This window comes from Blautia sp. OM06-15AC (assembly GCF_003481425.1).
GTDB lineage: Bacteria > Bacillota > Clostridia > Lachnospirales > Lachnospiraceae > Fusicatenibacter > Fusicatenibacter saccharivorans.
On sequence record NZ_QULD01000001.1, the window covers coordinates 722,804 to 743,879 of the forward strand.

15 protein-coding genes are annotated in these 21,076 nt (G+C 45.6%); 4 read left to right on the forward strand and 11 right to left on the reverse strand.

What is annotated here, in order from left to right:
* Positions 1-88: 88 nt before the first annotated feature.
* The 3 genes from DXB83_RS03505 to DXB83_RS03515 are packed head-to-tail and all read right to left on the reverse strand — an operon-like array spanning position 89 to position 3,955.
* The gene (locus DXB83_RS03505; RefSeq protein ID WP_117804966.1) at positions 89-1,723 is read right to left on the reverse strand and encodes an ABC transporter ATP-binding protein; all 1,635 of its coding nucleotides are present in this window, start codon (positions 1,721-1,723) and stop codon (positions 89-91) included.
* Entirely contained in the window at positions 1,723-3,453 is a 1,731-nt protein-coding gene (locus DXB83_RS03510) for an ABC transporter ATP-binding protein (protein ID WP_117804965.1), read from the reverse strand. Before DXB83_RS03510 ends, DXB83_RS03505 begins: the two co-directional genes overlap by 1 nt.
* Positions 3,443-3,955 (reverse strand): MarR family winged helix-turn-helix transcriptional regulator, encoded by a 513-nt coding sequence (locus tag DXB83_RS03515; protein ID WP_117804964.1) that lies wholly within the window; start codon positions 3,953-3,955, stop codon positions 3,443-3,445. The genes DXB83_RS03510 and DXB83_RS03515 overlap by 11 nt, the downstream gene beginning before the upstream one ends.
* Before the next feature lie 190 nt (positions 3,956-4,145).
* Here DXB83_RS03515 and DXB83_RS03520 point away from each other — a divergent pair, with 190 nt between their 5' ends.
* On the forward strand, positions 4,146-5,546 hold the full coding sequence (locus DXB83_RS03520) for a sodium-dependent transporter (RefSeq protein WP_117508917.1): 1,401 nt from the start codon (positions 4,146-4,148) through the stop codon (positions 5,544-5,546).
* A gap of 204 nt (positions 5,547-5,750) precedes the next feature.
* Here DXB83_RS03520 and DXB83_RS03525 read toward each other — a convergent pair whose 3' ends face one another.
* Positions 5,751-7,505, reverse strand: coding sequence for a glycoside hydrolase family 13 protein (locus DXB83_RS03525; protein WP_117761516.1), 1,755 nt, complete (start codon positions 7,503-7,505; stop codon positions 5,751-5,753).
* 344 nt (positions 7,506-7,849) lie between these two features.
* Here DXB83_RS03525 and DXB83_RS03530 point away from each other — a divergent pair, with 344 nt between their 5' ends.
* Positions 7,850-8,851 carry a LacI family DNA-binding transcriptional regulator gene (locus tag DXB83_RS03530; protein ID WP_117804963.1) on the forward strand — a complete coding sequence of 334 codons (1,002 nt, stop codon included), beginning with the start codon at positions 7,850-7,852 and terminating at the stop codon, positions 8,849-8,851.
* Here DXB83_RS03530 and DXB83_RS03535 read toward each other — a convergent pair.
* The gene (locus DXB83_RS03535) at positions 8,846-9,613 is read right to left on the reverse strand and encodes a GNAT family N-acetyltransferase (protein ID WP_117804962.1); all 768 of its coding nucleotides are present in this window, start codon (positions 9,611-9,613) and stop codon (positions 8,846-8,848) included. The two genes, DXB83_RS03530 and DXB83_RS03535, sit on opposite strands and share 6 nt — an antisense overlap.
* Before the next feature lie 124 nt (positions 9,614-9,737).
* Complete coding sequence (gene pdxR / locus DXB83_RS03540; RefSeq protein WP_117804961.1) at positions 9,738-11,153, reverse strand: MocR-like pyridoxine biosynthesis transcription factor PdxR; 1,416 nt, start codon at positions 11,151-11,153, stop codon at positions 9,738-9,740.
* Between the two features lie 157 nt (positions 11,154-11,310).
* Between pdxR and pdxS the strand changes: the two genes are divergently transcribed.
* Both pdxS and pdxT read left to right on the forward strand, forming a co-directional pair.
* Positions 11,311-12,192, forward strand: coding sequence for a pyridoxal 5'-phosphate synthase lyase subunit PdxS (gene pdxS, locus DXB83_RS03545; RefSeq protein WP_117804960.1), 882 nt, complete (start codon positions 11,311-11,313; stop codon positions 12,190-12,192).
* Complete coding sequence (pdxT, locus tag DXB83_RS03550; protein ID WP_117804959.1) at positions 12,192-12,773, forward strand: pyridoxal 5'-phosphate synthase glutaminase subunit PdxT; 582 nt, start codon at positions 12,192-12,194, stop codon at positions 12,771-12,773. Before pdxS ends, pdxT begins: the two co-directional genes overlap by 1 nt.
* A 113-nt stretch (positions 12,774-12,886) precedes the next feature.
* Here pdxT and DXB83_RS03555 read toward each other — a convergent pair whose 3' ends face one another.
* The 5 genes from DXB83_RS03555 to DXB83_RS03575 all read right to left on the reverse strand — a co-directional run bounded on the left by DXB83_RS03555 (position 12,887) and on the right by DXB83_RS03575 (position 21,023).
* Positions 12,887-14,575 (reverse strand): heparinase II/III domain-containing protein, encoded by a 1,689-nt coding sequence (locus DXB83_RS03555; RefSeq protein WP_117804958.1) that lies wholly within the window; start codon positions 14,573-14,575, stop codon positions 12,887-12,889.
* A gap of 121 nt (positions 14,576-14,696) precedes the next feature.
* The gene (locus DXB83_RS16795) at positions 14,697-16,484 is read right to left on the reverse strand and encodes a family 43 glycosylhydrolase (RefSeq protein WP_117508909.1); all 1,788 of its coding nucleotides are present in this window, start codon (positions 16,482-16,484) and stop codon (positions 14,697-14,699) included.
* 12 nt (positions 16,485-16,496) lie between these two features.
* Entirely contained in the window at positions 16,497-17,429 is a 933-nt protein-coding gene (locus DXB83_RS03565; protein WP_158554945.1) for an AraC family transcriptional regulator, read from the reverse strand.
* A complete protein-coding gene (locus DXB83_RS03570) occupies positions 17,422-19,167 on the reverse strand; it encodes a glycoside hydrolase family 35 protein (RefSeq protein ID WP_117804957.1) in 1,746 nt (581 codons plus the stop codon). Before DXB83_RS03570 ends, DXB83_RS03565 begins: the two co-directional genes overlap by 8 nt.
* 224 nt (positions 19,168-19,391) lie before the next feature.
* Positions 19,392-21,023 carry an extracellular solute-binding protein gene (locus DXB83_RS03575; RefSeq protein ID WP_117508906.1) on the reverse strand — a complete coding sequence of 544 codons (1,632 nt, stop codon included), beginning with the start codon at positions 21,021-21,023 and terminating at the stop codon, positions 19,392-19,394.
* Positions 21,024-21,076: the final 53 nt, after the last annotated feature.

The following is a 21,076-nucleotide window of genomic DNA, read 5'->3' on the forward strand; positions in this document are numbered from 1 at the left end:
CGGGACAAAGAAAGCGTGTCGGCGCATCTTTTTTTGTCAGAATGCATCCGGCACGCTTTGTTTCAAAAATTTAATGAACGAAAAGAAATTATGAAATTGGAATCACGCGTCCCGTTTCTGCCATAGTTCGGTGGGAAATGGAAATTACGGTACGGTTTTTGGAAACCCTTTGCAATGCATTTAATACCATTTTTTCCGTCTCTGCATCAAGGTTTGCGGTAATCTCATCGAGGAGCAGAATTTCAGGCTCCGCTGCGGCTGCACGGGCAATCGAGAGGAGCTGCCACTGACCCTGTGAGAAGAGATCCTGTGTACAGATCGTATCATATTGGTCCGGAAGCGCCTCGATGGTCTTTGCAAGTCCGGTCAGCTCTGCTGCTTTTTTTACATCTGTATCCGAAATCTTTGCATCATACAAAGTAATCTGGTCTTTTACCGATCCCGGCACCATGTGGAACGACTGCTCCACATAGCCGAAAACCTTTCGTTTCTTCGCATCCGGCAGATCGACAGATGGAACGCCCCAAATCAGAACCATTCCTTTCTGTGGCTCATATAAACCGAGCAGCAGTTTGAAAATAGTACTCTTTCCGGCACCCGTTCGTCCCAAAAGTGTTACCTGCTCGCCTTTTTTGATCTGCAGACTTACATCGTTTAAGATGACCTGGCTTTCGTCATATCCAAACGTCACATTTTTTAGCTCAGCCGCTATGCCGTAATCTGTATTTTCAGTCAGCGCAGCCGGCTCTTTCTTCTCTTCCAGGCTGTAAAATTCATTGATTCTTTCCATACCGGCAAACGCAGACTGAATTGTCTGGATTTCCATACCAAGACTTTCGACCGGAGCAAAGATCTGGGAAATATAGTTTATAACAGCAACGGCGGTTCCGGCGGACATGCCGAACAGCTTTAAAACGGTCGAATTGCCGGAGGCCGAAAGCAGCATGACAACAGCAACAACAATGGCATTTAAAATCAGGATGACCGGAGAATAGACGGCATCGTAAAAATTGGTCTTCTCCATTGCGCTGTAGCTGTCATCAATATAGTGCGCATACTGCTGCTCCATATACGTCTCTTTCTGCAGACAGTGGATGGTACGGATGTTGTGCAGCGTCTCCGGAACGTGACCCGAAGCACGGCTGACTGCACGGCGATTGGCAATCTGGGAGGTCAGCATGTTTTTCTGGATGTAACGGGTAAAGAGGAACAGAACAGGGAGTAAAATAATCAGAACAATCGTAAGTCCACGATTAGTCACCCAGATGACGGCAAGAATGCTTAAGATTTTGCACGCATCGGCAAACATACTGATGATCCCGGAGGTAAACAGGTTTTCCACTGTGTCGACGTCACCGACAAATCTTGATACGAGAGCGCCCGGCTCCTGGCGGTTCAGCTCGTTGGCGGAAAGGCGTCCGAACTTTTCCATCAGACTGCTTCGGAGTGCATGTGTAATTTTCTGGCCGAATACCGTCAGAAGACTCTCTCGTGCCGACTCCAGAAGACCCGTCAGGGCAAGAAGTCCGAAATACAGCAGAATTCCTTCCATCCAGAGGGTATGCTTCTTTGTCAAAAGGTCAATCAGCTGTGCCAGCACAAGAGGCGGGAGCAGTGCGAAAATAACCGCACCACAGACGACTCCCAAAAGTGCGGCTGATAAAACGCCGTGTTTTCGAACGGTTTCTTTGATTACCCGCAATACAGATTCTTTCTTTTGCATCAAAAGCTTCCTCCCTTCGTCTGATTGCTGCAGAGCTCTGCGTAGGACGGAACCGTTGCAAGGAGTTCTTCATGTGTGCCGACCTTCGTATGGCACTCATCCATCCAGATGACCTGATCCATCTGGTCGAACAGATAGAGGCGATGGGAAATGAGGATTATAATAGAGTCTTTTGCCAGCTCCTTTAAATTTACAAAAATTTGTGCCTCCGTCTCTTTGTCGAGTGCCGAAAACGGATCGTCGAGAACCAGAACCGGCCGTTTGTGGTACAGGGTTCGCGCAAGGGCAAGGCGCTGCGCCTGACCACCGGAGAGGCGGATACCGCCCGTTCCGACCAGGGTATGGATTCCGTTTTCCATTGCTTTCACTTCATCTTCCAGGCAGACGACTCGGATCATCTCCTCTGCGCCCTCTTTTCCCCCGAGACGGATATTCTCTTCCACACTTCCATGGAACAGCTCCTGGTCATGGCCAAGATAACCGACCATGCGGTTCCGGTCTGCTTTTTCCATTTTTCCAAGTTCTTTTCCGCCGAAGGTGATGCTTCCCTCATACGGCGACTCGCAGAGAAAAGTCTTTCCAAGCGTTGACTTTCCGCATGCGACAGGTCCCGTCACACCGATGATCTGGCCAGGAGACGCTTGAAACGACAGGTCATGGATGATCTCTTTTCCGTTTGGATAAGCAAAATGCAGGTGATCGACGTTAAGCTCTGCAGGTGCTGCGGCCGGAAGCTCCGGTTCTGTTTTGGAATTCTGCAGCAAAGGTTTAATTCGTTTCCAGGAAACCTGCGCTTTATGTACCGCATTAAAAAGTTTCGCAGCGCTCGATGATTTGGTGGCAAGCTTCGTGTAGCAGGACAAAAATGTGGTAAATACAGCAATGGTCCACGGTGTCCAACCCTCATGCAGGACGTTCCTGCCTCCAAAATACAGGATAAACAGAATGCTCGTCATCGAGATCATACGATAAATCGGCGGCATAGCTGTGTTCCAGATATTGGCGCGCACAGCGGCAGATTCGTAAGCCGAAAGATTCTCCTCATAAGCGGCCTTTCTGTCCTCCTCACAGCCAAAGACACGATACGTGATGGCATTTGTCGCACGGTCCAGGGTTGCAGCACTTAATGCACCCGACTGTACCTTATAGGCAGCGCCCGTTTTCTGTACCATGACCTTCATCTTTTCGGCAATCACGTAGGAAATGGGTGGGAAAATCATGCAGAGAAGAGCCAGGCGCCAGTCGTACCAGAGCAGCATACACGCATAGGCGAGAAGAGCAACACCGGTATCAAAGATTTCCGTTGTAAATTTCCGCATTCCTTCTACGCAATCGTCTACATCGAGAATGGCCTTCGTCAGTATATTTCCGGTACCTTCCGCTTCCAGCTCCAAACGGCTTTTGCGAACCAGCGTTCCGTAAAGAATCTGCTTCATATGCCGGTTGACGTTGTTGGCAAATCTTCTGACATAGAACCGTTTGAAATAGCGGGAAACCTGCACAATGCCAATACTCACGACATAGGCCGTGACCAGCATCAGCATCTGGTGGAAGGTTCCTGTGCCGCCGAGGAGATCAACCAGCTTTCCTGTCATTTTTCCCTCAAACCAGGGGCCTGCAAGAAGTCCCAGATTATAGATGAGACCGGAAACCGTAACAAAAAAGAGAATTTTCCATTCTTCCTGAAAGTAAGAGAGCATCCGGTTCGGGCGAAAGGTTTCATCCTTCATCGCTGCTGCCTCCTTCTGCTGTTGCTTTTATTGTTTTATCTGCTTTTTCCCTTAAAATTTTTGAAAGTTCCGCAAAATGATTCTGCCGTTCTCTCTTCGATTTCCAGTACAGCTTGTCCAGTGTTTCGCAGAAGCTTTCTGCCTCCTTTTCCGGAAGCTCCAAAAGCAGCCATTCATAAAAAACCGTTTCAATTTCTGCTTTGGAATTTTTCAAGGATTCTGCTTTTTCCGTAGCATACAGAAGCTGGCTTCTGCCGTCCCACGGATTCGGTTTCCGGATCAGATATCCCTTTGTCTCAAGGCTTGCAGCGCGCCTTGCAGCGGCTCCTTTATCAATCTTTAACTGTTCGCGCACTTCCGTCTGGGTGATGCCTGGATGATGGCGCACCAGATGGATAAAGTCAAATTCTGCCGTACCGATGCCTTCTTCTTTCATTGCCTGCACCGTAAATTTCCCGGCTTCCCGCGCTATTTTTGTTATTTTCCGTTCTGTTGGATCCATTTTTCTGTTCCTCCTGTCCATTCTCGATCTGTTTCAAATAGATGCATATACAACTAATTAGATGATAGTACAACTAATCGAAATTGTCAATCTATAGATCTTCTGGTTGACGAAGTATCGTCCGAACTTTATAATAGAAGTATTCGGCTGTTAAAAACAGTCAGTCTATCAATAAGGAGATGTATCTTATATGGAAAAGAAACATACGCGCGGCAGCTTTACCGGATCGATCGGCTTCGTGCTTGCTGCTGCAGGAAGCGCGGTTGGACTGGGAAATATCTGGCGTTTCCCTTATCTTGCCGCAAAAGACGGAGGCGGAACCTTTATTTTAGTTTATATCGTACTGGCTCTGACCTTTGGATTTACCCTGCTGACAACTGATATTGCCATCGGAAGAAAAACCGGACAAAGTCCGCTTGTCGCTTACGGTAAAATTCACCCGGGCTGGAACGGTCTTGGCCTTCTCGCCAGTATCGTGCCGGTTGTCATCCTGCCTTACTACTGCTCCATTGGCGGCTGGGTATTAAAATACCTGTCTGTGTTTCTCACCGGACATGGCACTGCTGCTGCCGAGGATGGTTACTTTACCGGCTATATTACCGGTACATGGCAGCCGATTGTGTGGTTGGGAATCTATCTTTTTCTTACCGCATTCGTTGTATATCGTGGTGTCAATAAGGGAATTGAAAACTACAGCAAAATTCTGATGCCGATCCTTCTGATTTTAATCATCGGAATTTCTGTTTTTTCTCTGACCCTGACCCATACCGATGCAGACGGTGTCGTCCGTACGGGACTGCAGGGTATGAAAATTTATCTCGTTCCGAATTTTAAGGGAATGACGCCGCAGAAATTTTTCACCGTCTTTGTCGATGCACTCGGACAGCTTTTCTTTTCGATCAGCGTTGCGATGGGTATCATGGTTGCCTACGGTTCCTACGTAAAAAAAGAAACAAACCTGATGAAATCGATCAATCAGATTGAGATTTTTGACACCATTGTTGCGCTGCTTGCCGGTTTGATGATCGTTCCTGCTGTATTTACCTTTATGGGAGCAGAGGGTATGTCCGCTGGCCCTGGTCTGATGTTTGTCTCCCTGCCGAAGGTCTTTCAGTCCATGGGAGCAGCAGGCGGCGTAATCGGAACCATTTTCTTTCTTATGGTCTCCTTTGCAGCCATTACATCTTCCGTATCGGTCATGGAGTCCATTGTTTCCTGTATGATCGACAAATTTCACATCAGCAGAAAGAAAAGCACGGTTATTGTAACCGTTTATGCATGTCTCGTCGGTATCATCGTGTGCCTCGGCTACAATGCGCTTTATTTTGAACTGAAGCTTCCAAATGGCGCAACGGCTCAGATCCTGGATGTCATGGATTTTATCAGCAATAACCTTCTGATGCCGCTTGTTGCACTTCTCTCCTGTATTCTGATCGGATGGGTTGTAAAGCCGCAGGTCATCATCGATGAGGTGACGCTGGGAGGATATAAGTTCGGTCGAAAGAGGCTGTATATCGTCATGGTGAAGTTTATTGCACCCGTGCTCCTTGCCGCGCTGCTGCTGCAGTCGTTCGGTATTTTAAACGTCTGATCACTGCGATACCAGATTGCTATGTGCTTTGCACTCACGCAATCTTCAAAAACATTCGTAATCCGCTCATTTTCCTTCGAAAAATGGCTCCTTACTTATGTTTTTGGCGAGTCAAGAGATCAAAAAAGCATGTTTTCCGGTGGCTTTTCCAGAAAACATGCTTTTTTTGTGCCTGTCTGCACATATTTCTAACAGGTGAAACCCTTACATCCTGCGAATTAACGTTCCATTTACACCAAGTATCTCTCCATCAAATTCCCGGGCAAAAAGTACTTCCCCGTCTCCTTTTACTTTTATCTCCTCATCCGATGCGTTGAGCAGAACTTCGATTTTATTTCCCTCTTCGTCTAGTTTAATATACTCTACACACCGATCATTTTCATAACCATTCGGAAAATGGAAATGCAGGCTTCTGCACACTTTTTCATTTCTTCGAAGCATGATCAGTTTCCGCATCGTTGCAATTTTTTTCTGATTCTCTTCGCTTTCAATTTCACTCCAAGGCATACATCTTCTGCAGTCCGGATCATGAGCGCCTTCCATTGCGATCTCCGTTCCATAATAAATACAGGGGCTTCCCGGAAGCGTAAAAAGGATTGCAAGCTGCTGGTAGAACTTGTCCAGATCGTGAAAACGGTTCATCAGCCTCTCGGTATCGTGGGAATCCAGGAGATTAAAAAGTACATCGTTATTTTGCTGCATATACATGGTATAGCAACGGTTTACCATATATTCAAATTCTTCTTTTTTCATTGTTTTATCAAGAAAGAAATCATGGATTCCGCTCAGCAGCGGGTAGTTCATGACAGAATCATATTCATCTCCCTGCAGCCACTGGCTTGCATCATGCCAGATTTCCCCCAGAAGATAAATATCCGGCTTTATCGTTTTTAAATGCTCCCTTATCCGCTTTAAGAACCTGTGCGACACTTCGTTTCCTACATCGAAACGAATTCCGTCGATATCAAACTCCCGTACCCAGTCCTCACAGATTTTACAGAAATACTGTATCACCTCTTCGTTGTTTGTATTCAGCTTTGGCATCCCGTCTGTAAATGCAAAGGAATAGAACCGTCGGTCTCTGGTATCTCCCCTTTTTTGAACCTGTTCCCAGCCTTCTACCATAAACCAGTCCGCATAACGAGACTCTTTTCCATGCTCCAGGATATCTATCCACGGCTCAAATTTTCTTCCACTATGATTAAACACCGCATCTACCATAATACGGATTCCTTTTTCATGTGCTTCTCTGCAAAGCGCTTTCATCGTCTCTGCATCGCCAAAGGACGGATCTATTTTTGTATAATCGGTCGTATCATATTTGTGGTTGGACTCTGCTTTCATAATCGGATTCAGATAAATACCGGTAATCCCAAGTTCCTGCAGATACGATAATCTCTGACGGATCCCTTCCAGATTTCCTCCGAATTTTTCTTCGTTTGTTACGGTTCCGTGATTTCTCCAGGGTGTGATATCATCTCCGTTTTTTTCCGGTGTCCCGTTGCAGAACCGATCCGGGAAAATCTGATACCAGATCGTTTCGTTTACCCATGCCGGTGTGCGATTGATATCTGCCGGGTTCATCCAGGGTACAATAAAGCACTGCTGCATACGGCCATCCATCCGGAGCTGTTCTTCTGTCAGGAAACCATCCTCAAAATAATACCAGACTTCCTTTTCCGTCCGCAGCTCGAAATAATATTTGCATCTTTTGTATTCCGGAAGAAGCGTTGTTGTCCACCAGATCTGATAAGGCAGACGTTTTTTATATATCATTTCCTCTCTTTTTCCGATCCACTTTTCTTTTCCGCCCAAAATTCCGGCTTCATAAGGATCTCCGTAATGGATAAAAACCTGTTTTACATCATATCCTGTCTTGATATTGACAATCAGTCTGTCCTCATCCAGGGCATAACTCATCTGTTCTGAAGTTTTATGGTATACACCGCTAAATTCCATCTCATTTTCCTCCCGTATAGCTCTAAAGCTGTTTTTTGCATCCTTGTAAGAAACACGATCACTTTTGTTTCGCATTGTTTCGTAACTTTACTATAAGCCTTTTTTATTTCTTCGTCAATCAATTTCCATTTTTCCCTGCGCTTTCGTAAAATTCAGATAATTTTCAGGATGATTTTTGTGCAGGATGCTTTCTTTTTTCGAAACTTAACGAAACATTTCTTTTTCAAGGTATTGATTGCTTTTTATCTTATGATTTTATATAATGATACCGGGATCAAAAGGTCTTTTGACACCTATGATAGCTGGGAGTTTACATTTTTTGTTTTGTGAAAGGATTGCCGATTATGACTACCATTCAGGATATTGCTGATAAAATGGGAGTTTCCAAGAGCACGGTATCCAAAGCGCTCAATGACGCGCCTGATATCAGCGATGCTTTACGGAAACAGGTTTTGGAAACTGCCGTAGCTCTGGGTTATACGAAGCTGCGGCGTTATAAGAAACCAACGAAAAAAGTCTGTATTATAATAGAAAAAGAAAATATGCGGTATCAGGAACCGCATCATTTTGCCTATGATATCCTGGTGGGTTTTCGTCAGATGGCAGAACCTGCCGGATTTGATGTTGAAATTGTACCCGTTGATATTAAGACCCAAAGAAACCAGCATTATGATGTTTTTATGCTGGAGCATGATTATATAGGAGCTTTTGTGGTCGGCTTTTCCCTGAGCGATCCCTGGATTCAAGACTTTAAAATCAGCCGCACACCGGCTGTTCTTTTCGACAACTATATAGTAGGGAATCCTTCCACCGCTTATGTAGGTATTGATAATGAGGAGGGAATGGAGCTTGCCGTCTCTTATCTTGCCGGACTTGGACACCGGAAGATCGCCTATCTGAGCAGCTCCCTCGGTGCCCGGGTTCTCCAGGCACGCCATGCTGCCTTTCTCCGTTCCATGCACCAGCATGGACTGAAGACTTCTCCTGCTGCTATCGGCTGTTCTTATTATCTGTCAGAATGTATGGAAAAGCATCTTCCCCGTTTTCTGGAAAACGGAATCACTGCTATTATTTGCAACCAGGATACCCTTGCTAGTGCAACGCTCACGCAATGTCAGCAGCTGGGATTCCAGATTCCTGATGATATCAGCATTATCGGATTTGATGATCTGCCGATTGCTGCTTGTACGTCACCGCCCCTTACAACCATCAGACAAGATCGGCTGGAGCTCGGAAAAAGTGGATTTTTTGCATTGTCAAGTCTTCTCAATCACATCCCAATCAGTACGTATTTGTTGCATGCACAGCTGATTCAGCGGGAATCGACAGGGAAGGTTCCTTCATAAATTCATCTCATCAACAATATTTGCCGGTTTTGCAGTCATTTCTACCCATGCCGGTATAAAACCGCTTTTGACAGCGTTTCTTACAGATCTGACATTAGACCAGGCGGTACAGTAAAAAGGTACTTTTCCCCTGTTTATGATCTCTTTTGTAAGTCTGCTTGTCAGTGCAGAGGCAATCCCCTGTCGTCTGTATTCAGGCAAGACATCCACACCAATCTGCCACATATCGTCGCAATCGGCAGAACAGGCGGCAAGTCCCACCAGCGTGCTTCCATCATATGCGCCGACGCCAAGTACATCCAGATTCTTCCGATCTTCGCAAAGCGCATTGCTCCATTCCGGCAGATACAAATCCGCAAAAGCTTCCTGTGTTAATACTCGTGTCACATAGGCACAGGAAAGAGTCGGTATCCGGCTGATGTCCGGCAGATAGTATTCTGCCATGAAACATATTTTGTGCCCTTTTTCAACTAAACGTTCATTCAGCCAATGCATGTTTGGTGTCTCAAAACAGTGGTAAAACTCGAAGTTGTCTACATACGCAGATACCAGATCCATAGTCTCCGGTATGGAAGCTGCCATGATATTATTTCCATAGGAAACCAGATTGCAGGTAATAGGCTCTTTCAAATATTTGCGAGCTTTCTTTCCTAAATTTATGGGAACAACAACATTTTTGTCCGCCTTGAAATCTTCTACATGGCATCCCATATCTTCCGCAGACTGCCTCATGGCAATCTCCATCATTTCACGATTCGTCATATGCTTTTCTCCATTCTATCAGTTCAGTAACTTGGGGATGCGCAGACATGTCCATTTTGGAAACAGTGTCTATCATTCTCTGCATCCGGCCACCCAATCCTTCCGATTCTTTTCGTTTCGCAGATCATCTGCCAGGTATCTGCAGAATATGAAGCAGCACTCCCGCTGCCCGCTCCATTGCTGCCGGATCAATGGAGGAATAATTCATGACATACGTATTTTCCTGCTTTGCCGCCTCCGCTGTGTCTGCGTAATAGCCGGAGAGCGGCTTTAATTTTACGCCGCGGGATTTCGCCTGCGTGACGATCTCCTCTTCTTTTTGATCGGTGCAAAGATGCATCAGGAAATGGACGCCTGCTTCTTCCTCTTCGATGGTTACGTAATCACCGAGCGGCTTCTTTTCAAGCGCCTGCAAAATCAGATCTCGTTTGTTCTGATAATAGTTCCGCAGCCGGTTGATATGTTTTTCGAAACTGCCGTTCTCAATAAACTCTGCCAGTGTGTACTGCTCAAAGTTAGAAACGGTGCAAGAATAAAACGACAGCTCACGGTAAAATCTCTCCGCCAGTGTCTGCGGCAGCACCATATAGCTGATCCGTACCGTGGAGGCAAGTGTTTTCGTAAACGTATTCATATAGATGACCTTGTCCGATACATCGATGCTCTGCAGCGTTGGAAACGGCTTTCCGCCGAGACGCAGCTCACTGTCATAATCGTCCTCAATGATATAGTGATGATCTGATTTTGCCGCCCAGCCGAGCAGTTCATAACGGCGGCTGACCGGCATGACTGTCCCGGTTGGAAAGTGATGGGACGGGGATGTATGAATAATATCAACCGATCTTTTTTCCAGTTCCTGCACCGAAACACCGTCCTGGTCGAGCGGCACTGGCTCGTACCGCACCTTCATACTCTCATAAATCCGCGCAATTTTGTGATACCCGGGATCCTCTACTCCATAAACAAGATCGTTCCCGAGAAGCTGAATCAGAAGGTTATGCAGATACTCCGTTCCTGCGCCGACAATAATCTGCTCCGGCAGCACCTGCATTCCACGAAACTCGCGCAGATATTTTGCAATCGCACTGCGCAGCTTTAAAATCCCGGCGCACGGGGAATTGATCATCAGCTGGATCCGGTTATCATTCAGAACAGCACGCACCGTCCGCGTCCAGATTGTGAAGGGAAAAATCTCGCTGTCCGTCTGGTTGCTGGAAAAATCCGCAAAATAGGAAGTCTCCCCGTTTGCCACCTGCAGGATCTCTTTTGGCACCGCATCCCGCATGGAATCCTCAATTTCCAGATCAGCCGCATAAAAGCCGCGCTTTGGCATGGAGTACAGATAGCCTTCCGCAACAAGCTGCGCATAGGCATTCTCGACGGTAATGACGCTGATACCCAGATTTTTTGCAAACGTTCGTTTCGACGGCAGCTTCTCTCCCGGACGGATGTTTCCCAGTAATATGTCGTTTTTGATACATTTATATAAATATTCATACAGGGAATCTGACCCTATATTGGAAAAATTATACGTCAGCATCCGACCGCTCTCCTCTCATCTGACCTTACTGAATATATTTGTTTTGGCGATTTTTTTATAGTCACTTTACCAGTATACTGTGAGGCAGAACAAAAGTAAAGCCAAAACAGAAACAAAATTTATCACCTGATATTTCTCAGGCAGGGAGGAGATTATTATGACAGCAGCAAATGAGAGATACAAACTGAACAAAGAACTGGCACAGATGTTAAAAGGTGGTGTGATCATGGATGTTACCACACCGGAACAGGCTCACATCGCAGAGGAAGCTGGTGCCTGTGCCGTTATGGCACTGGAGCGGATTCCTGCAGACATCCGTGCAGCCGGCGGCGTTTCCCGTATGAGCGATCCGAAGATGATCCGCGGCATTCAGGAAGCCGTTTCCATTCCGGTTATGGCAAAATGCCGCATCGGCCACTTTGTAGAGGCACAGGTTCTTGAAGCCATCGAAATCGACTACATCGACGAGAGTGAGGTTCTCTCCCCGGCGGATGATGCCTACCATATCAACAAACGAAATTTCAAAGTACCGTTTGTCTGCGGTGCAAAGGATCTCGGCGAGGCACTCCGCCGGATCAACGAGGGAGCGTCTATGATCCGTACCAAAGGTGAGCCGGGAACCGGCGATATCGTACAAGCGGTCCGCCATATGAGAAAAATGAACAGCGAAATTCAGAAACTGACCTCAATGCGTGAGGATGAGCTGTTTGAGGCAGCCAAGGTCCTGCAGGTTCCATACGATCTTGTTCAGTATGTTCATGATAACGGCCGTCTCCCGGTTGTCAACTTTGCAGCCGGCGGTGTGGCAACGCCTGCCGATGCAGCACTGATGATGCAGCTTGGAGCAGAAGGCGTCTTCGTCGGATCCGGTATCTTCAAATCCGGCAACCCGGCAAAACGTGCCGCTTCCATCGTAAAAGCTGTTACCAACTACACCGATGCCAAACGGATCGCAGAACTCTCCGCTGATCTCGGCGAGGCTATGGTCGGCATCAACGAGCAGGAAATCGCCTTACTGATGGCAGAAAGAGGAAAATAATGAAAATTGGAGTGCTTGCATTGCAGGGCGCATTTGCAGAACATGAAAAAGTATTAGAACAGCTTGGCGCCGAATGCATCGAACTGCGGCAGGCCCGCGATCTTGCCGAGCCTTACGATGCACTTGTACTGCCGGGCGGCGAGAGTACCGTTCAGGGAAAGCTTTTAAAAGAGCTTAGCATGTTCGATACGATCAAAAGCCAGATTCAAAATGGCATGCCGGTCCTCGCAACCTGTGCCGGTGCAATTCTTCTGGCAGAAACGATCGACGGACAGATGAAGGGACAGCCAGAGCAGTATTTCGGCACGATTCCCATGTGCATCAAGCGGAACGCCTACGGCCGACAGTTAGGCAGCTTCCACACAGAAGCATCGGTTGTGGGCATCGGAACAGTGCCGATGACGTTTATCCGTGCGCCGTATATTGCATCTGTGGGGAACGGCGTGGAAGTGCTCGCGGTTGTGGAAGAGCGGATTGTCGGTGTAAAATATAAAAACCAGATGGCCTTCTCCTTCCATCCAGAACTCGACCCGGATATGAGGATTCATAAGACATTTCTTTCGATGATCAGCAACGTATAAAGCAAAAGACTGTGCAAATCATAAATTCATTTGCACAGTCTTTTGCTCTGTTTTCGTACCGCAATGCAGCCTCACTGAATATCTTCCTTCTAACAACGTCAGGAGCTTTTGTATTATTCCGGGCAAAGTACAAATCGGCTTCGCCAGATATTTTCTTTTCCGTCAGCTTCCCATTGAATCAGAAACACAGTTTCCATTTTTCCTTGATGATCTCTATGAATGCATGGAATAATTTGAATCTTTTCCGGAGAAACACCATCTATTTTCAGAGTTCCCCTGTCACCGATTCGAATCCGGTCTTTTTCCCGACTTACGTTCTGCCGTGTGACAAGATTTTCCGTGAAGCCATTATCCAAAGGAGCGGTCTTCAGGCAATCTTTGATCTGAAGTTCACCGGTTTCCCTGCAAAAAACAGCAGTCCGTATCAGTTTTTTCCTGCTTTCTTTCTCATATGCCCCAGCAAAGGAAATCGAAATTTCTCCTGTCTCGGAGTAATTCACTGCATCGGCACGATATGTTTCCCCTTTGCACTGTTCCTTTCCATCCAAAATCGGAACGCTATGGCCACGTGAACTACAGCAGAGTACGGAATATCGTTCGGGGCCAAAATATGCTTTCGTGTATTCTCCGGCTCCAAGATCACTGATAATTTCTTCTTCCCCGATAAAATACAGAAAGCTGCCGACATCGTTATGATTGTGCGGCTCCCCGTTGTTTCCACCTTTGATTGCGAATGCGGTCTGATGCTTTCCAGTTGCAATTGCCCATTCGGCATCCGCCAGATAAGTAAACGTGCCGGAACATACCCGTTCCTCTGCAGCATTCTCGGAACCGTCCGACCTGCTTTTTAACACATTCAGATATTGCTTCGTCCAGATCCAGTCCCTATATGCGGCATTCCAGCGATAACACGGATCTTCCCCAAAATGCATTGCCCGTACCAGCGGCGGGATTTTAACATTTGGATCCAGCATTGCAAAATGGCAGGTAAGTCCCATCCGGTAACGGCTTTTGCTGTCTCCGTCAGAAAAGCTTAACGTATTTCCGCCCGGGAAATAGCATTTCTGCTGAAATTCCATGATTTTCCGCTGCTTTTTTCCATCCAGCAAGTCAGTTTTCCCGCCCGTTTTTTCTTTCAGAAGTTCCGCGAACATGGAAAAATAACTCATTCCATATTCCCAATAGCCAAGACCTTCCATGCAGGCGCCGTCCTCGCCGAAGCTCGCAAGAAAGCAGGAAAGATCCCGGGTCACGCGCGTCAAGATCTGTTCACAGTTTTGATTGATACTCTCGATGCTTTCCGCATTCGGAAAAAGAACAGGAAAAAGCTCAGATGCATAGCAGGCGGCTGCTCCTACGGATCCACAGCAAACAGCATTCCAGTTACTTTTACTCGTTTCCCACCAGAATGCACCGTTTTCCTGTATAAGAAACGGCTGCAACACTCTCCTGCTGCTTTCCTTCCAGATCCGACACAGTAACTCCGGCCGCAGATCGTTTCGAAGTAGAAACGCAATTTCCAGAAGTGACTGTGCAGTCTCGCACGCAAAAAGATCCAATGTAATCTTCCACTTTTCATCCTTTTTCCGGTTCACATGTGCCGGCAGCGCCCAGCAAGTTTCCGCACAAATCTGCTCCAGAACCCATTCCAGGCCGGAAAGATCCATAGAAATGTCCCTCTCTTTTGCAAACAATGCATTGAACGCAAAAGCAACGAGGTATTTCCGGCGTCCAAAGTAAGCTTCTTCATACCGCAGCCGGTTCCCCGTCTTTTCAAACAGAGAAAAAAGCTCCTCTGTCAAAACAGGGAAATCCAAAAGAGAAAGCGTTTCGGCTTCTCTTGAAAGCTCTGTTTCATATTAGAAAAAATACTGCTGCAATTCTTGTTCTGTTCTTCCGTTCATATATTTTTTCTCCGTAAACCTAGACAATCACTTCCATCATTTTTCCGGCTTCGTCAAACTCCAGCGGGGCCACGCAGGTTTCCCGGTGGAATCCCTTTCCCTCCGGATACTGCGCAAGCGGTGTGCCAAAACGATGGTAAGCAATCCAGTATGCATCTTTTCCAGGCACCTTACAGATGCTGTGATGACCCGTTCCAAGAACACCTTTTTGCACATCTTTCTGAAGAATCGTCTTTTCAAACCGAACCGGTCCGTACAGGGAATCGGACGTTCCATAGTTTACATGATAATTTTCACTTCCTGTATCATCACAGGACCAGGTAAAATGGTAAATTTCATCCCGCTTCAGAACCGTAACCGCCTCACGGAAATCGTACAGTCCTTCCAGATTTTTCATCGTCTCCGGAACAATATGCATCATATCCGGTGTCAGTTTTGCAATGGCCGCATAACCATTTCCAAACAGGAGATATGTTTCGCCGTTTTCCTGATAGATCGACGGATCAATCGTCTGACTCATCTGGATCTGATACGTTTCCATCATTTCCATGGTGATCATGGGTTCTGCTGCAGGCACAAACGGTCCCTCCGGATAATCAGATACTGCTGCTCCAATGCAGGATTTGCCATCAACACGCTTTCCACAGAAATAGTAGTAATACTTTCCATCTTTTTCTGCAATGCACGGCGCCCAGGCACTTCCTACCGCCCACGGAACATCTCCATCTGCCATGTCGAAAATATCAGCAGCCTTCTGAAATTTTCTCAGATCCTTCGATGCAAAAACAGAAAATTTCGTACCGGACCAGTCGGTAAAGCCATCCGTTGTCGGATACAGGTAATACGTTCCGTCAAAACAGGCAAGATCCGGATCTGCAAAGAGCCCTTCTACGACCGGCTTTTTGTGATCAAAAAATCGTTCCAGCAAGGCAAGCTCCTCGTCAGTAACTGCAAGAACGCCACCGTGGCGTTTTTTTGTTTTTCCAAGAGCATATTCCTTTTCCTTTAAAATACGGAATTTTCCCGAAGAAAGATCATCCGTTAAAAGAGGAAGATATCCTTTTCCCTCCGCAAACTGATCCGCAATCAGACACCATGTCTTCTGATCCGGTAGCAGATAACATTCCGGTCCTTCTACGCCAAACAGCGAAGAAAGTGTTTCTGATGGGATCTCCTGAAAATTGCCCGTCAGGGAGTCACAGGACTCCAACAGCAGACATTTATTCGTCTCATCCTTGGAAATCCGATAGTATACACCTTCTGATTCTACCATCGTTGTATCAATCACATGTTCTTTCCGCTCCATGTAAATAAATGGCTCGGAAAAACTTTGAAAATCAGATGTCCAGGATGCATAGATCCGCTGTTTGGCTTCCGTATCACCGGAAAGTTTTACCATAGATGCCCAGAAAACCAGAAACTGCTCTCTTTTTGAGTCATAGATTCCTTCCGGTGCCCAGACGCATCCGGCTCCCGGAACACCTATGGTACTGGCACGCTCCGCACTCCAGTGAACCAGATCCTTCGATTCCCAGACAATCAGATCACGGCTTCCGCGATATTGTGCCGTATCCCAGCCTTCTCCTGCTTCGATCCGTAAATCGGTTGCTATCAGATAAAATTTCTTCTGCTTTGGATCACGCAGCAGAAACGGATCGCGAACACCTTGCATTCCAAGATGAGAATATAAGACTGGCTGTCCGTCATTCAGATCCTCCCAGTGAAGTCCATCCCTGCTGATGGAAAAATAAATCTGTTCTCCATCCTTTTGTTCTCCGGTAAAATGTACAAATAAATAGCCTGCCATATTTTGTTCTCCTTATCTGCTTTTCATATAGTTCATAGGTGTCATTCCAGTCATTTTTTTAAAGACTTTACTGAAATAACTTTCATCGGAAAATCCGACTTTTTCGCTGACCTGCGAAATTTTAAGCGAAGTTGTACCAAGAAGCTCCTTGGCATGGGAAATTCTGACTTCCGTCAGGTACTGAAAAATCGTTTTTCCTGTTGTCTGACGAAAAATCCGATTTAGATAATCAAAGTTTCCACCAAGCTGCTCTTCAATCAATACTCCGGAAATTGGCTCGCGATAGCAGTTATTCAGATAATCCAAAAGATCATATATTTTCCGGTAGCTTCCGACCACTCCGGTTTTTTCCTGGGCAAGCGATGTTACAAACTGTCTGGAAACCAAAATCATCATCTCCAAAATCTGACAGGCACACAAATTGTAATAACCTTCCATACGATTTTTCTGACAGGTAATTCCATCATTGATTTTCTGCAGAATTTCAGAATAAGAAGAAGTGTCGGAAAGATGCATATATTTGGGCAACGCAAGAAGCGAAAGACTGACGCGTTCCTGTCCGGAAAGGGTACAGGAATCACTTTGCATGGACTGCGTTCTCTTTCTTAAAATTATCTCAGTTGTCTGCTCATTTGTCATCTTGTTTTTTTTTATGGATTTCTGATGGAAATGAATATAATGGTATTCACAATGTGTTGCTCTTTCCCCCACATGTATTTTATCCGGATCCAGAATTAAAAAATCCCCCGGTGTTAAATGATACCGTACACCATCCTCCAAAAGAAACATCTCACCCTGACGCACCAGATAAATAATGTATTCCAACGGCATTCTTCTTTTATGAATATACGGCGGTTCAATCACCGCCGTATCTGCCAGGCTAATTTCCGGTAGTTGACTGCTGTCATACTGATAATAAATGTTTTCCTTCATTCTTTTAGCCAAGATCCGGTTCATCGCAGAGTGTAATGATTCCCGGCACTTTTCCTTCTGTTTCAAAAATCAGAATCGTATTCGTTCCTTTTTTTAAAATCGGACCCGGAATATATAATCGTTTCTGTGGCCCAATTTCCCAGAATCTTCCAATATTAAATCCATTTACAAGAATGCAACCTTTTCCCCATCCGGTAAAATCAAGGAAGGTATCTCCCGTCTCATCTGCTTCGAAGCTAAATTCATAAAATCCCGGTGTACCAGGAACGGATGGAATTGTAAAATCAAGATGTTCCAGATGTTCCATCGGAAGCGTATATTCTTTCCAATAATAGTGATTATGACCATTAACCTGTACGCTTCCATCAATCCCTTTTCTCTGTCTTTCGAGATTCGGACCGAAATTTACTCTTCCCATATTTTCCATCAAAATAGAAAGTTTCTGTCCTTCCGGTTTATTCTCCTCCCATTTTATTTCATCAAGAAGTTCTCTGTCATACAGTGTAACAGTTGGGATTTCATCCACAAAAATGTTAGCTCTGTCGTTAGCTCCCCACAGCCGCAGTGTTTCCAATGGCCCTTCATCTTTCAACTGGCTTTCGTATAAAATATATCCGTATCCCTGATCCAGTTTTTCCATTGACACCGGGTATACACTCTCCATCGCTTTACTAATCCGGTCTTTGTTTCCGAATAAAGATGTGCTTCTTTTGACACGAAGTTTTCCATATGATTTTCTGCGAATTTCTGTACTAAGTTTTACTTCCGGAATTTCGGTATATTTCCGGATTACATTCTGGAATGCCGTATACTTCGCCGTAATCTGACCGTCTTCCGTCAGCAGTGCATCATAATCATAAGAAGTAACATCCGGTGTCAGCTCATCATAGTAATTGGATCCATTCGTAAAACCAAAATTGGTTCCACCTTCAAACATGTAGATATTCACATGGCCCTCGGAAAGAATTTCGTCCAGATCTTTTGCATGTTCTTCTAAATCACCGGTCTGATGCGTTTCTACACCCCAGTTATCAAACCATCCAACCCAGAATTCCATACACATCAGCGGTTTATCGCCGATTTTCTTTTTCATGACGGCAAACTGCTCTTTTCCTTTGGAACCAAAATTTCCGGTCTGTAAAACACCTTCCACTTTTCCGCAGTCAAAAGCATCTCCCCAAGGACCATCCGATGTAACCATCGGCACTTCACAGCCGCAGTCAATCATCAGCTGTTTCATGTAATCCAGATACGATTTGTCATCTCCGAAATATCCATATTCATTTTCCACCTGCATCAGAATAACAGAACCGCCCCGTGTAATCTGAAGCGGTGCGATCACTTCAAATAATTTTTCATAATATTCTTTCACATGTTGTAGAAATGGCGGATAGAAACAGCGAAGGCGCATGCCGTCTTCCTTCAGCAGCCAGTATGGCAATCCGCCAAACTCCCATTCTGCACAAATATAGGGAGATGGCCGGAGAATCACCATCAAACCAAGCTCCTGGGCCAGTTTTACAAATCTGGTAATATCCAGAATTCCGGAAAAATCAAACTTTCCTTTCTCTTTTTCGTGAAGATTCCATGGAATATACGTTTCCACCGTATTGCAGCCCAGAGCTTTTAATTTTTCCAGTCGGTCGCGCCAGTATTCCGGCACAGTACGAAAATAATGCATACCTCCGGAAATGATTTTTACTTTCTTTCCGTCCAGATAAAAATCTTCTTTTACTTCAAACGTCTTCATAGTTCCTCCTGTTTCTGAAATTTCCATCTTTTTTATGTTAAAAATAATATGTCTGCCAAATTTCCCGTGACCGGAACGGAAACATTTGACTCGCAAAAGGGAGACACCAGAGGCATCATGTCTTTTCCGGTATCTCCCTTATCTTGCTTATCATGAAATCACAGAATTATCTGCCAGGTTTTGTCGCTAACCTTTCTTGTTCTACGGTCAAGTGAACACCTTTTTTATTCACCTCTTGTGAAATCCGGTGTTCCATTTTCCTCTACAAAAGCATCTAAATCTTTCTGAATTGCTGCCTTTACATCGTCATAACCGGCCGCTTTCAGTTCTTCTCTCATCTGATCGACAGTTGCCTTCGGATCATCTACCTGACCATATGCCAGCTGCGGGATATATTTTGCGAGAACATTAGCCAGTGCTGCCTGCTTTGCCTCAATTGCAGTTGTATCAACAATCAGGTTTTCAAATGGATAATCATAACCGATTTTATCCAGCGAACTGATCAGATCATCGGTTCCATCCCACCAGCTTTCATCCTGCAGTTCCAGATCATCATTACGTCCCATCCAGAAATTGGAATCCAGGGCATCTGTACTGGAATCAAATCCATCTGGTCTGCCCAGCTTGCCATCTTCTGTTACAATATAATCCTCACCTTCAATACCATAGTTTAACAGACGATAGCACTCTTCATCATTTCTTAACAGATCATATACCATCAGGGCGCGTTCCGGATGTGTGGAGTTTGCACTGATAGCACATGCACCATGCTCTTTCAGCGGATGCTGTACGTTCTGATTTTCTTCGCCCCAGTAATAGAACTGCGGATCGGAACCCGGCTGTTTCTTCTCCATATTCGGAACAATCGTAGAATAATAGGTCTGGGCATGATGCTGATCCGCACCGGTTGTTCCGGCATAAAACTCTTCTCTGGTGTCTCCGTCAAAGTTCAGGACATCTTTTCTCCATACACCCATGTCATTCCATTCTTTCATCAGCTCTGCCGCATCATAAAGGCTGTCATCCTCTACATACGGAGACATAACGGTTGTCGGATCGTCCTGCATAACACCCCAGAAGTCTGTGTAAATACCAACACTGGCGCAATTGAATGCCGTATATTCCTTTTTCGAAGTAATATAGCCGCCAAGAATACCTCCCGTCTGGTTTTTGCCAGCGATATCCCACGGAATAACATCTTCCTTATTATCTTTAATATACTGGAAATACGTCGTCAGATCTTCAAATTTTGTAATTTTTCCATTTTCCAGACCTGCTTCTTTTGCCCAGTCTCCACGATAGAACATACCATGGTTCGTATACTGTGTATAGTGATCTTCCGGTATGAAATAAATTTCATCGTTATATTTGCAGATATCCCAGTCTCCGTCTGCGGATACCTGTTCCCAGGTCTTTGGCGCATATGTTTTCAGCATATCCTCGGAAAGTGGAAGAAATGCGCCCTTCTTTGTATTTTCCCATCCGTACAGCCAGTCCGTTGCCGTACAAATCAAATCCAGACTGCTGTCTCCACTCAACAGCTTCAGATTATACTGTGTCTGCCAGTCTGTCCATTCTATGTACGTAAACTCGAGTTCTGCATTTACTTTTTCCGTCAAAATCGGATTCAGTTTGTCCAGCATGGCTTCCAGTCTGCCATTGGTCGGTTTGTTTCCCAGCACCAGCATGTTAATTACTTCATGCTTGGAAGTATCAATACTTCCATCTTCCTTTACGCTTGTGTTGCCGGATCCGCTGCTTTCGGACCCACTGCTTCCGCATCCTGCCATACTTGCAATCATCAGGGAAGCCATTACCAGTGCTACTGCCTTTTTACCTGTTACGCGTTTTCTCATAGCGTCCTCCTTCTTTTCCTGCTTTTTCGGAATTTTATGTGAATCCCCATCAA